Origin of the sequence: Candidatus Mycolicibacterium alkanivorans, assembly GCF_022760805.1 — a bacterium.
Classification (GTDB): Bacteria; Actinomycetota; Actinomycetes; order Mycobacteriales; family Mycobacteriaceae; genus Mycobacterium; species Mycobacterium alkanivorans.
In genome coordinates, this window is the sequence record NZ_JAIVFL010000001.1 from 1,637,611 (window position 1) to 1,651,362 (window position 13,752).

The 13,752-nt window shown below is 68.9% G+C and carries 13 protein-coding genes and 2 pseudogenes; 12 read left to right on the forward strand and 3 right to left on the reverse strand.

What is annotated here, in order from left to right; genetic code table 11:
• Nucleotides 1-16: 16 nt before the first annotated feature.
• The 3 genes and pseudogenes from K9U37_RS08260 to K9U37_RS08270 all read left to right on the forward strand — a co-directional run bounded on the left by K9U37_RS08260 (nucleotide 17) and on the right by K9U37_RS08270 (nucleotide 2,172).
• Complete coding sequence (locus K9U37_RS08260) at nucleotides 17-1,423, forward strand: acyl-CoA synthetase (protein WP_243071280.1); 1,407 nt, start codon at nucleotides 17-19, stop codon at nucleotides 1,421-1,423.
• Nucleotides 1,414-1,564 (forward strand): annotated as a pseudogene (locus K9U37_RS08265) (VOC family protein); the annotation flags it as partial. The gene K9U37_RS08260 and the pseudogene K9U37_RS08265, both read left to right, overlap by 10 nt.
• Nucleotides 1,565-1,701: 137 nt before the next feature.
• On the forward strand, nucleotides 1,702-2,172 hold the full coding sequence (locus K9U37_RS08270; RefSeq protein ID WP_243071281.1) for a DUF5078 domain-containing protein: 471 nt from the start codon (nucleotides 1,702-1,704) through the stop codon (nucleotides 2,170-2,172).
• Nucleotides 2,173-2,258: 86 nt separating this feature from the next.
• Here the strand turns inward: K9U37_RS08270 and dapD are convergent, their stop codons facing one another.
• Nucleotides 2,259-3,203 (reverse strand): 2,3,4,5-tetrahydropyridine-2,6-dicarboxylate N-succinyltransferase, encoded by a 945-nt coding sequence (gene dapD, locus K9U37_RS08275; protein ID WP_243071282.1) that lies wholly within the window; start codon nucleotides 3,201-3,203, stop codon nucleotides 2,259-2,261.
• 129 nt (nucleotides 3,204-3,332) lie between these two features.
• Here dapD and dapE point away from each other — a divergent pair, with 129 nt between their 5' ends.
• From dapE to K9U37_RS08315, 8 genes are all read left to right on the forward strand, one after another.
• Nucleotides 3,333-4,397: a succinyl-diaminopimelate desuccinylase gene (gene dapE, locus K9U37_RS08280; RefSeq protein ID WP_243071283.1), complete on the forward strand. Its 1,065-nt coding sequence runs from the start codon at nucleotides 3,333-3,335 to the stop codon at nucleotides 4,395-4,397.
• 260 nt (nucleotides 4,398-4,657) lie between these two features.
• On the forward strand, nucleotides 4,658-5,224 hold the full coding sequence (gene log, locus K9U37_RS08285) for a cytokinin riboside 5'-monophosphate phosphoribohydrolase (protein ID WP_243071284.1): 567 nt from the start codon (nucleotides 4,658-4,660) through the stop codon (nucleotides 5,222-5,224).
• Nucleotides 5,225-5,262: 38 nt separating this feature from the next.
• Nucleotides 5,263-7,053: a long-chain-acyl-CoA synthetase FadD6 gene (gene fadD6 / locus K9U37_RS08290; protein WP_243071285.1), complete on the forward strand. Its 1,791-nt coding sequence runs from the start codon at nucleotides 5,263-5,265 to the stop codon at nucleotides 7,051-7,053.
• 110 nt (nucleotides 7,054-7,163) lie between these two features.
• Nucleotides 7,164-7,988 carry a dihydropteroate synthase gene (gene folP, locus K9U37_RS08295; RefSeq protein ID WP_243073283.1) on the forward strand — a complete coding sequence of 275 codons (825 nt, stop codon included), beginning with the start codon at nucleotides 7,164-7,166 and terminating at the stop codon, nucleotides 7,986-7,988.
• Nucleotides 7,985-8,920, forward strand: a complete 936-nt coding sequence (locus tag K9U37_RS08300; RefSeq protein ID WP_243071286.1) for a glucosyl-3-phosphoglycerate synthase — start codon at nucleotides 7,985-7,987, stop codon at nucleotides 8,918-8,920. Before folP ends, K9U37_RS08300 begins: the two co-directional genes overlap by 4 nt.
• 92 nt (nucleotides 8,921-9,012) lie before the next feature.
• Entirely contained in the window at nucleotides 9,013-9,363 is a 351-nt protein-coding gene (locus tag K9U37_RS08305) for a DivIVA domain-containing protein (protein ID WP_243071287.1), read from the forward strand.
• Nucleotides 9,360-9,968: a DNA-3-methyladenine glycosylase I gene (locus K9U37_RS08310; RefSeq protein ID WP_308197357.1), complete on the forward strand. Its 609-nt coding sequence runs from the start codon at nucleotides 9,360-9,362 to the stop codon at nucleotides 9,966-9,968. Before K9U37_RS08305 ends, K9U37_RS08310 begins: the two co-directional genes overlap by 4 nt.
• Before the next feature lie 147 nt (nucleotides 9,969-10,115).
• Complete coding sequence (locus K9U37_RS08315; RefSeq protein ID WP_003931055.1) at nucleotides 10,116-10,283, forward strand: DUF3117 domain-containing protein; 168 nt, start codon at nucleotides 10,116-10,118, stop codon at nucleotides 10,281-10,283.
• A 47-nt stretch (nucleotides 10,284-10,330) separates the two neighbouring features.
• On the opposite strand, the gene glgA is transcribed toward K9U37_RS08315, so the two are convergent.
• Nucleotides 10,331-11,494, reverse strand: a complete 1,164-nt coding sequence (glgA, locus tag K9U37_RS08320) for a glycogen synthase (RefSeq protein ID WP_243071288.1) — start codon at nucleotides 11,492-11,494, stop codon at nucleotides 10,331-10,333.
• Between the two features lie 150 nt (nucleotides 11,495-11,644).
• On the opposite strand from glgA, the gene glgC reads away from it, so the two are divergent.
• Nucleotides 11,645-12,859, forward strand: a complete 1,215-nt coding sequence (gene glgC, locus K9U37_RS08325) for a glucose-1-phosphate adenylyltransferase (protein WP_243071289.1) — start codon at nucleotides 11,645-11,647, stop codon at nucleotides 12,857-12,859.
• Nucleotides 12,860-13,256: 397 nt separating this feature from the next.
• Here glgC and K9U37_RS08335 read toward each other — a convergent pair.
• Nucleotides 13,257-13,730: pseudogene (locus tag K9U37_RS08335) on the reverse strand (CocE/NonD family hydrolase); the annotation flags it as partial.
• Between the last annotated feature and the right edge of the window lie 22 nt (nucleotides 13,731-13,752).

Genomic DNA, 13,752 nt, shown 5'->3' on the forward strand with positions numbered 1-13,752 from the left:
GGGTAGCCTCGCTGACGTGCTGCTGGCCTCGCTGAATCCGGCCGCCGTCGCGGCCCGGGCCGACATCGTCGACGCGGTGCGCATCGACGGCGCGGTGCTCTCGCGCAGCGACCTGGTGGGTGCGGCGACCTCGGTGGCCGAGCGGGTCGGCGGGGCGTACCGGATCGCAATTCTGGCCACGCCCACCGCGACGACCGTGCTGGCCGTCACCGGCTGTCTGATCGCCGGGGTGCCCTTTGTGCCGGTGCCCGCCGACGTCGGGGCAGCCGAGCGGGCGCACATACTCACCGACTCCGGGGCGCAGGCCTGGCTGGGGGAGAAGCCCGCCGAGCCGGGCGGCCTGCCGCATGTGCCGGTGCGTCTGCATGCCCGCTCGTGGCACCGCCACCCCGAGCCGTCACCGCAGAGCACCGCAATGGTGATGTACACCTCGGGCACCACCGGGCTGCCCAAGGGCGTGCTGATCAGCCGACGGGCGATCGCCGCCGACATCGACGCCCTGGCCGCGGCATGGCAATGGACCGCCGAGGACACCCTGGTGCACGGGCTGCCGCTGTTCCACGTCCACGGCCTGGTGCTCGGTCTGCTCGGGTCGCTGCGAGTGGGAAACCGCTTCGTGCACACCGGGAAACCGACAGCCGAGACGTATGCCGCCGCCGGGGGAACGTTGTACTTCGGCGTGCCGACGGTGTGGTCGCGGGTGGTGGCCGACGCCGACGCCGCGGCGGCGCTGTCCTCAGCGCGGCTGCTGGTCTCCGGCAGTGCGCCGTTGCCCGTCCCGGTCTTCGACCGGTTGGCCGAACTGACCGGGCATGCACCGGTCGAGCGGTACGGCAGCACCGAGTCGCTGATCACCATCAGCACCAGGGCCGACGGGGATCGCCGCCCCGGTTGGGTCGGCCTGCCGCTGGCCGGTGTGCAGACCCGGCTGCGTCGCGAGGACGGTTCGGTGGCCCCGCATGACGGAGAGACCATCGGCAGCCTGCAGGTTCGCACGCCGACGCTGTTCGACGGATACCTCAACCGGCCCGAGGCCACCGCGGAGGCGTTCGAGGCGGACGGCTGGTATCGCACCGGGGACGCAGCCGTCATCGACGAGGGCGGTACGCACCGCATCGTCGGCAGGGAGTCGGTGGACCTGATCAAGTCCGGTGGCTACCGGATCGGCGCCGGCGAGGTGGAGACGGTGCTGCTGGGTCATCCCGGGGTGGCCGAGGTTGCCGTGGTGGGACTGCCCGACGAGGACCTCGGACAGCGCATCGTCGCCTTCGTGGTCGGTGACGCGGCGCCCGATGAGCTTATTTCCTTTGTAGCCGAACAGCTTTCGGTGCACAAACGACCGCGTGAGGTGCGGCTGGTCGACGCCCTGCCGCGCAACGCGATGGGCAAAGTGGTCAAGAAGGAGTTGATGACGTGGGGCTGAGGTTCAGCGAGATCTGCATCGACGCGCACGACATCGACGTGCCGGCGGCCTGGTGGTCGTGCGTGCTCGGCTGGCCCGCCGAGCCGACCGACGACGGCGATGTGATCTTGCGCGCACCGGCCGGGGCCCGGGCCGGACTGGGCGAGCAGACCTGGGTGGTGGACTGACGTCGAACCCGGTCACCAACGGCGGCTGAGGCGGGGGCAGGTCGCAACCGGGGGATATAGTGAGCAAGGCTAATCGTTCAGGTGCCCCGAACCGATGAGGTAGGAGAGATCATGACTGGACTTCCGGATCGCGCGACGCGAGCGGCTCTCACCCTCGTCGCGGCGGCTATCGCGGGCCTGAGCGCGGCCGGCCCCGCCGCCGCCGACGCCAGCGACGACTACCCGATCCCGCACCGGATGATCATCACGCAGTGTGACACCGAGCAGTACATGGCGGCGGCCCGCGACACCAGCCCCATCTACTTCGAGCGCTACATGATCGACCGCAGCAACCGGCCGGCCGACATCCAGCAGATGGCCGAGGACCGAATCCACTGGTTCTTCTCCCTCGATGCCGCCGCGCGGCGTCAGTACTCCGAGGACACCGCCACCAACGTCTACTACGAGCAGGTGGCCACCCACTGGGGTAACTGGGCCAAGCTGTTCTTCAACAACAAGGGCGTGGTGGCCAAGGCGACCGACGTCTGCATGAACTATCCCGCCGGTGACATGTCGGTGTGGGACTGGCCCGTCGCCAGATAGCAGCGCTTGAGCGGGACTGTGTGTACCAATGGCGCCGGCCGCGGCGTGCCGGGGATGAAACCGACGCTCGGCGACGAGGCACCGCGCTAATTGGTGTGCAACGCCTCGTTGAGCGCGATGCCCTTGCCGTCACGGGCCACCACCTCCACCGCCCCGGTCACCGAATTGCGCCGGAACAGAAGGTTGTTCGCCCCGGACAGCTCTCGCGCCTTGATCGTCGTGCCGTCGGAGGTGGTGACCTTGGTGCCCGCCGTCACGTACAGGCCCGCTTCGACGATGCAGTCGTCGCCCAGTGAGATGCCCAGACCCGAATTCGCCCCCAGCAGGCAGCGCTTGCCCACCGAGATCACCTCGGTGCCGCCGCCGGACAGCGTGCCCATGATCGAGGCACCGCCGCCAATGTCGGAGCCGTCGCCGACCACCACCCCGGCCGAGATCCGGCCTTCCACCATCGAGGCGCCCAGCGTGCCGGCGTTGAAGTTCACGAACCCCTCGTGCATGACCGTGGTGCCCGGCGCCAGGTGCGCGCCCAGGCGGACCCGGTCGGCGTCGGCGATGCGCACGCCGGTGGGCACCACGTAGTCGACCAGCCGGGGGAACTTGTCCACGCCGTAGACCGTCACCGGTCCGCGGCGGCGCAAGCGCAGCCGGGTCTCCTCGAAGCCCTCGATGCGGCACGGGCCGTAGTTGGTCCACACCACGTTGGTCAGCGCGCCGAAGACACCGTCGAGGTTCAGGCCGTGCGGCTCGACCAGCCGGTGCGAGATCAGGTGCAGCCGCAAGTAGGCGTCGTAGGTGTCGGCGGGCTTGTCGTTGAGGTCGGCGATCACGGTGCGCACGGGCACGACCTCGACACCGCGGTCGGCATCCGGGCCGGCCAGCGCTTCGAACTCGTCGGGCGCCTCCGCGGCGGAGAGCCGAGTGGTTCCCGACGGGCTGTAGGCGCCCAGGTCCGGGTCGGGGAACCAGGTGTCCAGGACGGTGCCGTCGTCGGTAACGGTGGCCAAGCCGAAGCCTGCAGCAGAAGTCACGGTGCTAGAGGCTACTTTTCCGCGACGAGCAGACGCAAAGTCCCCCCGACACGCCGGCTATTCGGGAACTTTGCGTCTGCTCGCGGGGGAAGGCGGCAGTGCGCCCCTGAGAAGCTAGCCTGGTCAGCTGTGCTGGACTTGCGCGCGGATCCGATCGCGCTGACCGCTGCCCTCGTCGACATCCCCAGCGAGTCGCGCGACGAGGCCCGCATCGCCGACGAGGTCGAGGCGGCGCTGCGCGAGCAGACCTCGGGCTTCGAGATAGTCCGCAACGGTGACGCGGTGCTGGCCCGCACCCACTTCGGCCGCCCGTCGCGGGTGCTGCTGGCCGGCCACCTCGACACCGTGCCGATCGCGGACAACGTGCCCTCCCGACGCGACGGCGACCACCTGTTCGGCTGTGGCAGCTCGGACATGAAATCCGGCGACGCCGTCTTCCTGCACCTGGCGGCCACGGTCGCCGAACCGGTCCACGACGTCACCCTGGTGATGTACGACTGCGAGGAGATCGAGGCGTCGGCCAACGGGCTGGGCCGCATCGAGCGTGAGCTGCCGGACTGGCTGGCCGCCGACGTGGCGATCCTCGGCGAGCCGTCCGGCGGCTACATCGAGGCCGGCTGCCAGGGCACCATGCGGGTGCTCATCTCCGCCGCTGGGACCCGCGCGCACTCGGCCCGATCCTGGTTGGGCGACAACGCGATTCACAAGCTCGGCGCCGTCCTGGACCGGCTGGCCGGCTACGAGGCCCGGATGGTCGACATCGACGGCTGCATCTACCGCGAAGGCCTCTCGGCGGTGCGGATCGACGGGGGAGTGGCCGGCAACGTCATCCCGGACGCGGCGTCGCTCACCGTGAACTTCCGGTTCGCGCCCGACCGCTCCCCGGAGGCGGCACTGGCCCACGTGCGTGAGGTGTTCGACGGGCTCGACGTGACGCTGCAGCAGACCGACGTGGCCGCCGGCGCGCTACCCGGCCTGCACCACCCGGCCGCCGCGGCCCTGGTCGAGGCCGCCGACGGGATGGTCCGCGCCAAGTACGGCTGGACCGACGCGGCGCGGTTCGCCGCGCTCGGCATCCCCGCGGTGAACTACGGGCCCGGTGATCCGAACCTGGCCCACCGCCGCGACGAGCGGGTGTCGGTCGGCCAGATCACCACTGTCACGCAGACGCTGCGCCGCTACCTGGCGGCCTGAGCGTCCTCAACCGCCGAACGGATGAACGCGCAGTCCACGCCCGCACCACCCCCAACTCGGGAATGAACAGCGCCGACCTGGTTCCGTGCCGAGATTCCGCGCGGCTCAACGTCTTTGGCGCCTCGGCGATCTGCACCAGCGGCCCGAAGGCCCCGAACGGCACCGAACCGTTGGCCACCGAATCGGCATAGCCGGACTTTATTTGCCGCGTCGGCCCGGCAGGGCAACAGCGGTAAATCGGCTGCGCTAAGTTTCTGTGAGTGCAGCCTCAACCGGAATCCCCCGACCAGTGGGCGGTGTGCGTGTACTGCGCATCCAGCCCCCGCCATCCTGAACTGCTCGGCCTGGCCCGCCGGGTAGGCGAGGCGATCGCCGAGCGCGGGTGGACGCTGGTCTACGGCGGCGGCAACGTCTCGGCGATGGGCGCGGTGGCCGACGGGGCGCGGTCCCGCGGCGGCCGGACCGTCGGCGTCATCCCCAAGGCACTAGTGCACCGCGAGCTGGCCGACGTCGACGCCGACGAGCTGATCGTCACCGACACCATGCGCCAGCGCAAGCAGGTGATGGAGGACCGCAGTGACGCGTTCCTGACGCTGCCCGGCGGAATCGGCACGCTGGAGGAACTTTTCGAAACGTGGACCGCGGGGTACCTGGGTTTGCATGACAAGCCGGTGGTCCTTCTCGACCCCGCCGGCCACTATGACGCCCTGCGGACCTGGCTGGCATCGTTGGTCGACTCCGGCTACGTCGCATCGACTGCCCTGGACCGCCTGCTGGTGGTCGACGATGTCGAAACGGCGATCGAGCTCTGCGCGGCCCGCGGTTAGGCTGGTCTGTCCCACGCGGAAGACGAGAGGTGGCGGCCATGGCCAGTGACGAGTCCGGTTCGCAGGGCTCCCGACTTTCGGTCGGTCTGCTCGACCTGGCGACCCGGCTGCCCTCGGTGGTGATGGACGCCCCGGTGATCCTGCGCGGCGCGCTGACCGGATTCCTGGCGCTGCCGACGTCGAGGACCTCGATCGGCAAGGTGTTCCAGGACCGCGCCGCGCGCTACGGCGACCGGGTGTTCATCCGGTTCGGCGACGAGAAGGTGACCTACCGGCAGGCCAACGAGACGGCCAACCGCTACGCGGTGGCGTTGGCGGACAAGGGCGTTGGGCGCGGCGACGTGGTGGGCATCATGCTGCGCAACTCGCCCAACGCGGTGCTGACGATGCTCGCCGCCGTCAAGTGCGGTGCGGTTGCCGGCATGCTCAACTACCACCAGCGCGGAGATGTGTTGTCGCACAGCATCGGTCTGCTCGACGCCAAGGTCGTCATCGCCGAGTCCGATCTGGTCGAGCCCATCACCGAGAGCGGGGCGAAGGTCGCCGAGCTGACCACCATCGAGGATTTCCAGAAGGCGGCCGCCGACAAGCCCACCGACAATCCGCGCTCGGCCTCGGAGATCCAGGCCCGCGACACCGCGTTCTACATCTTCACCTCGGGCACCACCGGCCATCCCAAGGCCAGTGTGATGACCCACCACCGCTGGCTGCGTGCGCTGGGGGCGTTCGGTGGCCTGGGCCTGCGCCTCAAGAGCGACGACACCCTGTACTGCCCGCTGCCGCTCTACCATAACAACGCGCTGACGGTCGCGGTGTCGTCGGTCATCAACGCCGGCGGCACCCTGGCGCTGGGCAAGTCGTTCTCGGCGTCGAAGTTCTGGGACGAGGTGATCGGCATGGAGGCCACCGCCTTCATCTACGTCGGCGAGGTGTGCCGCTATCTGCTCAACCAGCCGCCCAAGGACACCGACCGCGCCCACAAGATCCGGGTGATCGCCGGAAATGGGCTGCGCCCGGAGATCTGGGACGAGTTCACCAAACGCTTCGGTATCGGTCGGGTCGCCGAGTTCTATGCCGCCAGCGAGGGCAACACCGCGTTCATCAACGTCTTCAACATCCCGAAGACCACCGGCATCAGCCCGCTGCCGCTGGCCTACGTCGAGTACGACCCGGAGACCGGCGAGCCGGTGCGCGACGAGAACGGCCGGGTGCGCAAGGTGCCGGCCGGGAAGCCCGGCCTGCTGATCAGCCCGGTGAACAAGCTCTCGCCGTTCGACGGCTACACCGACAAGGAAGCCAGCGAGAAGAAGCTGGTGCGTAACGCCTTCAAAGAGGGCGACGTCTGGTTCAACACCGGTGACGTGATGAGCCCGCAGGGCATGGGGCATGCCGCCTTCTCCGACCGGCTTGGCGACACCTTCCGGTGGAAGGGCGAGAACGTCGCCACCACCCAGGTCGAGGCCGCGCTGGCCCAGGACGAGAACATCGAGGAGTCCACAGTGTTCGGGGTCGAGGTGCCCGACACCGGTGGCCGCGCCGGGATGGCGGCGGTCACGCTGCGAGAGGGTGTGGAGTTCGACGGCAAGGAGCTGGCCGAGACCGTCTACGCTAACCTGCCCAGCTACGCCGCGCCGCTGTTCGTGAGGGTAGTGGAGTCGCTGGAGACCACCTCGACGTTCAAGAGCCGCAAGGTCGACCTGCGCAAGCAGGGCTACGGCGACGAGGTGAAGGACCCGCTGTATGTGCTGAAGGGCCGCGACGAAGGCTACGTGCCGTTCTACGACGAGTACCCGGGCGAAGTCGCGGCGGGCAGACGCCCGAAGGGCTGAGCTGGTCGAGCGGGCCACACCATTTCGTCGATCTCGGCGTGACCAGGCACCATGGTGGAGTGACGTCGACGTTCTGCGGACGGCCGGTGGCCGGTGATCGCGCCTTGATCATGGCGATCGTCAACCGCACCCCCGACTCGTTCTATGATCGTGGTGCGACGTTCACCGACGAGGCCGCCAAGGCCGCGGTCCACCGCGTCATCTCCGAAGGAGCCGACGTCGTCGACGTCGGCGGCGTCAAGGCGGGCCCGGGTGCGGTGGTCGACGCCGAGGAGGAGATCGCCCGTGTCGTGCCGTTCATCGAGTGGCTGCGCGCCGAATACCCCGACCAGCTGATCAGTGTCGACACCTGGCGCGCCTCGGTGGCCAAGCAGGCCTGTGCGGCGGGCGCGGACCTGATCAACGACACGTGGGCCGGCGCCGACCCCGCGTTGCCCGAGGTCGCGGCCGAGTTCGGGGCCGGGCTGGTGTGCTCGCACACCGGCGGGGCGGCGCCGCGGACGCGGCCGTTCCGGGTCAGCTACGGGACCACCGTGGCCGGCGTGGTCGACGACGTCATCGCCGAGGCCACCGCCGCCGCGGAGCACGCGGTTGCGGTCGGGGTGGCCCGCGACGCGATCCTGATCGATCCCACCCACGATTTCGGCAAGAACACTTACCACGGCCTTACTTTGTTGCGCCATGTAAAAGATCTTGTTAAGACCGGATGGCCCGTCCTGATGGCGCTGAGTAACAAGGATTTCGTCGGGGAGACTTTGGGTGTGGAACTGACCGAACGCCTGGAGGGGACCCTGGCCGCCACCGCGCTGGCCGCCGCCGACGGAGCCCGCATGTTCCGGGTGCACGAGGTGGGGCCGACGCGGCGGGTGCTGGAGATGGTCGCGTCGATTCGGGGGGATCGGCGACCGACGCGGACGGTGAGGGGACTGGCGTGACCGACCTCGCCGCCACCTACACCCTGCCCGGTGACATCTGGCTGTCGGACAACAGTTGGACCCATCCCACCTGGACCGTGGCCGACCTAGTCGCCGCCAAGCAGAGCAGAAGCATCTCGGTGGTCCTGCCCGCGCTCAACGAGGAGGAGACGGTCGGTTCCGTCGTCGAAACCATCAGCCCGTTGCTGGGCGGCCTGGTCGACGAGCTGATCGTGCTGGACTCCGGGTCCACCGACGACACCGAGATCCGCGCCATCGCCGCCGGAGCCTGCGTGGTCAGCCGGGAGCAGGCGCTGCCCGAGGTCGAACCGCTGCCCGGCAAGGGCGAGGTGCTTTGGCGCTCGCTGGCCGCAACCACCGGCGACATCGTCGTGTTCGTCGACTCCGACCTGATTGACCCCGACCCGATGTTTGTGCCCCGGCTGGTCGGCCCGCTGCTCACGGGCGACGGGATCCACCTGGTCAAAGGCTTCTACCGCCGGCCGCTGAAGGTCGGCAGCGGCCAGGACGCGCACGGCGGCGGACGGGTGACCGAACTGGTTGCGCGCCCGCTGCTGGCAGCGTTGCGGCCCGAGCTCGGCTGCGTGATCCAGCCGCTGAGCGGCGAGTACGCCGGCACCCGCGAGCTGCTCACCTCACTGCCGTTCGCGCCGGGCTACGGCGTGGAGATCGGTGTGCTGATCGACACCTACGACCGGCTCGGTCTGGACGCGATCGCCCAGGTCAATCTGGGTGTGCGGGCGCATCGCAACCGGCCGCTGACCGACCTGGGCGCGATGAGCCGGCAGGTGATCGCCACCCTGCTGTCGCGCTGCGGGATCGCCGACTCCGGCGTCGGGCTCACCCAGTTCCTGCCCGACGGTGACGGCTACGAGCTGCGGACCACGGCGGTCTCGCTGGCCGACCGCCCACCGATGAACACCCTGCGCTGACCCTTTTCCGGCGCGAACGTGGTGTTACCCCCAAGCTTTCGGCCGGTCCGCGGGTCTCAAGTCCCACACTCGGCGCGAAGTAGTCTCGTGTCGTGACGTTGATCCTGCTCTACCTGGTGGTGCTGATCCTCATCGGCGTCGTGCTGTTCGGGGTGGCCAGCCTGGTCTTCGGACGAGGGGAAGAGCTGCCGCCGCTGCCGCGGGGCACCACCGCGACCGTGCTGCCGGCCTCTGGAGTCACCGGCGCCGATATCGAGGCGGTGAAGTTCACGCAGGTGCCGCGCGGTTACAAGACCAGCGAGGTGGACTGGGTCCTGGACCGCCTCGGCGCCGAACTCGACCAGCTGCGCGGTGAGCTCGCCGCCGTGCGCGCCGCCGCCGGACTCGACGAGCCCGCCGTCACCCATCACGCCGCCCCCGCCCCGGATGCGGAGCCGGTGTGACCGACGTCGTCGACGATGGAAAGGTTCGCTGCGACTGGGCCCGGTCCCTGGCCGGAGCCCAGCCCACCCTCTACCGCGACTATCACGATCACGAGTGGGGCAAAGAGTTGCGCGGCAGCGTCGCCCTATTCGAGCGGATGAGCCTGGAGGCCTTCCAGAGCGGTCTGTCGTGGCTGATCATCCTGCGCAAGCGGGACAACTTCCGGCAGGCATTCGACGGGTTCGACATCGAAACCGTGGCCCGCTACACCGACCGGGACGTCGCCCGGCTGATGGCCGACGTCGGCATCGTGCGCAATCGCGCCAAGATCGAGGCCACCATCGCCAACGCCCGCGCGGCCGCCGACCTGGAGGCCGACCTCTCCGACCTGCTGTGGTCGTACGCACCGTCACCGCGGCCCCGCCCCAGGACGCTGTCGGACGTGCCGTCACTGAGCCCGGAGTCCCAGGCGATGGCCAAAGACCTCAAGAAGCGGGGATTCCGCTTTGTCGGACCCACCACCGCCTACGCATTGATGCAGGCAACGGGCATGGTCGACGACCACATCGAGTCCTGCTGGGTGCCCCTGTCGCGGCCGCGAAGAAACGTTGATCACAGCCGCTGAGCCGGGTCTTTCACACGCATGCGCTCCGATGAGGAACAATAGAATCTGAAAACAGGCAGTTCAGTGCCGGAGATGCAGCAGCCATGCTCTCCGGCACCGATCCGGGTCCGTGACTTCGGGCCGGCTCGAATCTGGAGGGAGTGCTCGATGGCGGCGATGAAGCCCCGGACTGGAGACGGTCCGCTGGAAGCAACCAAGGAGGGGCGCGGCATCGTGATGCGGGTACCACTGGAGGGCGGTGGCAGGCTCGTCGTCGAGCTCACCCCCGAAGAAGCCGCTGCCCTCGGCGACGAACTCAAAGGCGTCACCAGCTAACTGATCGACCTCGAAACCCCGCGCCACCGCGCGGGGTTTCGTGCTGCCTACGCCGACACCTTGCGATAGATCTCCAACGTCTGCTCGGCGATGTGCGCCCAGGAGAACTCCTCGATGCAGCGCTGCCGCCCCGCCTGCCCGTAGCGGCGGGCCTGCTCCGGGTCGCTCACGACCGCGTTGACCGCCTCAGCCAGACCGACCTCGAAACCAGCCGGATCGGCAGCGTCGTAGTGCACCAACCTGCCCGTCGCGCCGTCGTCGACCACCTCGGGGATACCGCCCACATCGGAGGCCACCACCGCTGTCCCACAGGCCATCGCCTCGAGGTTGACGATCCCCAGCGGCTCGTACACCGAAGGACACACGAAAGCGGTTGCCGCCGAGAGGATTTCACGGATCTTGCCGATCGGCAGGAATTCCTGCACCCAGAACACGCCGCTGCGCCGGCCGGCCAACTCCTGCACCGCGCCACCGACTTCGGCCGCGATCTCGGGGGTGTCCGGCGCACCCGCGCACAACACCAGCTGAATCTCGGGATCGAATCGGTGGGCGGCCGCGATCAGGTGCGGCACACCCTTCTGCCGGGTGATGCGCCCGACGAACGCCACCATTGGCCTGTTCGGGTCCACGCCGAGCTCGGCCAGCACCGACTGGCCGCGTTCCGGCGGTGCCGGGTACCACACGTCGGTGTCGATGCCGTTCTTCACCACGTGAACGCGGTTGGGATCCAGCCCCGGGTACACCGACAGCACGTCCTCACGCATTCCCGAGCTGACCGCGATCACCGCATCGGCGGACTCGACGGCGGTTCGCTCCACCCAAAGTGAAAGCCGGTAGCCGCCGCCGAGCTGCTCGGCCTTCCACGGCCGCAGCGGTTCCAGCGAATGCGCAGTCAGCACATGCGGAATGCCGTAGAGCAGCGCGGCGAGGTGACCCGCCATTCCCGTGTACCAGGTGTGGGAGTGCGCCACTGTGGCGGCGGATGCGGCGTTGGCCATCACCAGATCCGCCGACAGTGTCGACAGCGCCGGGTTGGCTCCCTTCAGCGCCGGGTCGGGCTGGTGGACAAAGGCGCCCGTGCGGGGGGCGCCCATGCAGTGCACGTCGACTTCGCAGAGGCGGCGCAACTGGGCGACGAGTTCGGTCACGTGAACGCCGGCCCCGCCGTAAACCTCGGGTGGGTACTCCCGAGTCATCATCGCCACCCGCATGGCACCGACCGTAGTAGTCCCCGCGCGCCAGCGCAGCTTTGTGGTCCAACGTGCTTGCGCCTGAGCAAAAAATCTCACTGTGGCGCGACACCGGTCGATAATCGGGCCAATGGCCTAGCCGTCTTCGGCAGCTGCCATTAGGTTTGCAGCATGAGGGAATTGCCAAACGTGCTGGGCATCGTCCTGGCCGGCGGGGAAGGCAAGCGCCTGTATCCGCTGACCGCCGACCGAGCCAAGCCAGCGGTTCCCTTCGGCGGCGCCTACCGCCTCATCGACTTCGTGCTGTCGAATCTGGTCAACGCCCGGTACCTGCGCATCTGCGTGCTCACCCAGTACAAGTCGCACTCACTGGACCGTCACATCTCGCAGAACTGGCGGCTGTCGGGTCTGGCCGGCGAGTACATCACCCCGGTGCCGGCCCAGCAGCGCCTCGGTCCGCGCTGGTACACCGGTTCAGCCGACGCGATCTACCAGTCGATGAACCTCATCTACGACGAGGATCCGGACTACATCGTGGTTTTCGGTGCCGACCACGTGTACCGGATGGATCCCGAGCAGATGGTGAAGTTCCACATCGACAGCGGCGCGGGCGCCACGGTGGCCGGCATCCGGGCGCCGCGGGCCGAGGCTCACGCGTTCGGCTGCATCGACGCCGACGAATCCGGGCGCATCCGGGAGTTCATCGAGAAGCCGGCCGACCCGCCGGGCACGCCGGACGATCCGGAGCAGACGTTCGTCTCGATGGGCAACTACATCTTCACCACCAAGGTGCTCATCGACGCCATCCGCGCCGACGCCGACGACGACCGCTCCGACCACGACATGGGCGGCGACATCATCCCGCGTCTGGTGGCCGACGGCATGGCCGGGGTCTACGACTTCAATAACAACGAGGTGCCCGGCGCTACCGAACGTGACCACGGCTACTGGCGCGACGTCGGGACGCTGGACGCGTTCTACGACGCGCACATGGATCTGGTGTCGGTGCACCCGGTGTTCAACTTGTACAACAAGCGCTGGCCGATCCGTGGCGAGTCGGAGAACCTCGCGCCGGCCAAGTTCGTCAACGGCGGCTCGGCACAGGAGTCGGTGGTCGGCGCGGGCAGCATCGTCTCGGCGGCCTCGGTCCGCAACTCGGTGCTGTCGAGCAATGTGGTGGTCGAGGACGGCGCCATCGTCGAGGGCAGCGTTCTGATGCCCGGTGTCCGGGTGGGCAGCGGCGCGGTGGTTCGCCACGCGATCCTCGACAAGAACGTGGTGGTGGGTCCAGGCGAGATGGTGGGCGTGGACCTGGAGAAGGATCGCGAGCGCTTCGCGGTGAGCTCGGGCGGCGTGGTCGCCGTCGGCAAGGGCGTCTGGATCTAGTTCGTTTCCGCGGCGGTAGACGATGATCCAGTGGCGCCGTCGCCGAGTTGCGGGCGATGTACCGGCGACCTGTCCGTACTGCCACGGCGAACTCGACGCCGGCGGCACGTGCGTACGCTGCGGAGGGCAGCGAACGGCCCCGCCGCCGACCGGGTGGCGCCCGGACCCGACGGCCCGGTACGAAGGGCGCTATTACGTCACCGGGCGCCCGACCAACCGGGTGCGCAACGGCGGGGCGCAGTCGACCGACCCTGTCGGCGGGCAGATGCTGCCGTCCTACGTCGAAGTGCCTGCCGCCCGATCCAGTGTCCGGTTGACGTGGCTGGCGACCGGGGCGACCACTGCGATCATCGTCGCGATCGCGGCGGTGGAGTGGGTGCTGTGGTCGAGCAGCCACAGCGGCCCACTGCACGATGTCGTAGGTGTCCCCGGCCTCCTGGCGCGACAACAACGCCCCAGTGCCGTCCGAGGTTCCGCAGCCCCGCAGGTCGGCGTTGACCACCGCGAAGCCCTGCGCCACCCACCACGCCGGGTCGGGCGCTTCCCACGAGGTCAGTGCCGAGAAGCTGACCGGGCTGGGCTGGCGCAGTGCGCGATACTGCGGTGAGAACGTCCATTTCCCGCGGCGGCGCTCGGGTAGGTTGTCCTTGCCGTACGGGTGGGCGCACAGCAGCACCGATCGGGGCGTCTCGCCCCGTGGCCGGAACACGTTGACGCGCAACACGGTTCGGTCTCGCGTGGTCACCGGGAGGTCGTGTTCGACGACGATGTCGCCGGGCGGGTCGGTCACCGTCACCGGCGGTGCCGCGGCACTGCGCAATCGCGCCAGTGCGTAGCGCAGCCGGCCGGGCCGTCGCCACGGTGTGTCCAGAGCTAGTGCCACGCACGTGACA

Coding starts and splice junctions, on each gene's coding strand:
- K9U37_RS08270 (WP_243071281.1), top strand. CDS start 1,702: ATGACTGGACTTCCGGATCGCGCGACGCGAGCGGCTCTCACCCTCGTC.
- fadD6 (WP_243071285.1), top strand. CDS start 5,263: ATGGCCAGTGACGAGTCCGGTTCGCAGGGCTCCCGACTTTCGGTCGGT.
- folP (WP_243073283.1), top strand. CDS start 7,164: ATGGCGATCGTCAACCGCACCCCCGACTCGTTCTATGATCGTGGTGCG.
- K9U37_RS08315 (WP_003931055.1), top strand. CDS start 10,116: ATGGCGGCGATGAAGCCCCGGACTGGAGACGGTCCGCTGGAAGCAACC.
- glgA (WP_243071288.1), bottom strand. CDS start 11,494: ATGCGGGTGGCGATGATGACTCGGGAGTACCCACCCGAGGTTTACGGC.
- glgC (WP_243071289.1), top strand. CDS start 11,645: ATGAGGGAATTGCCAAACGTGCTGGGCATCGTCCTGGCCGGCGGGGAA.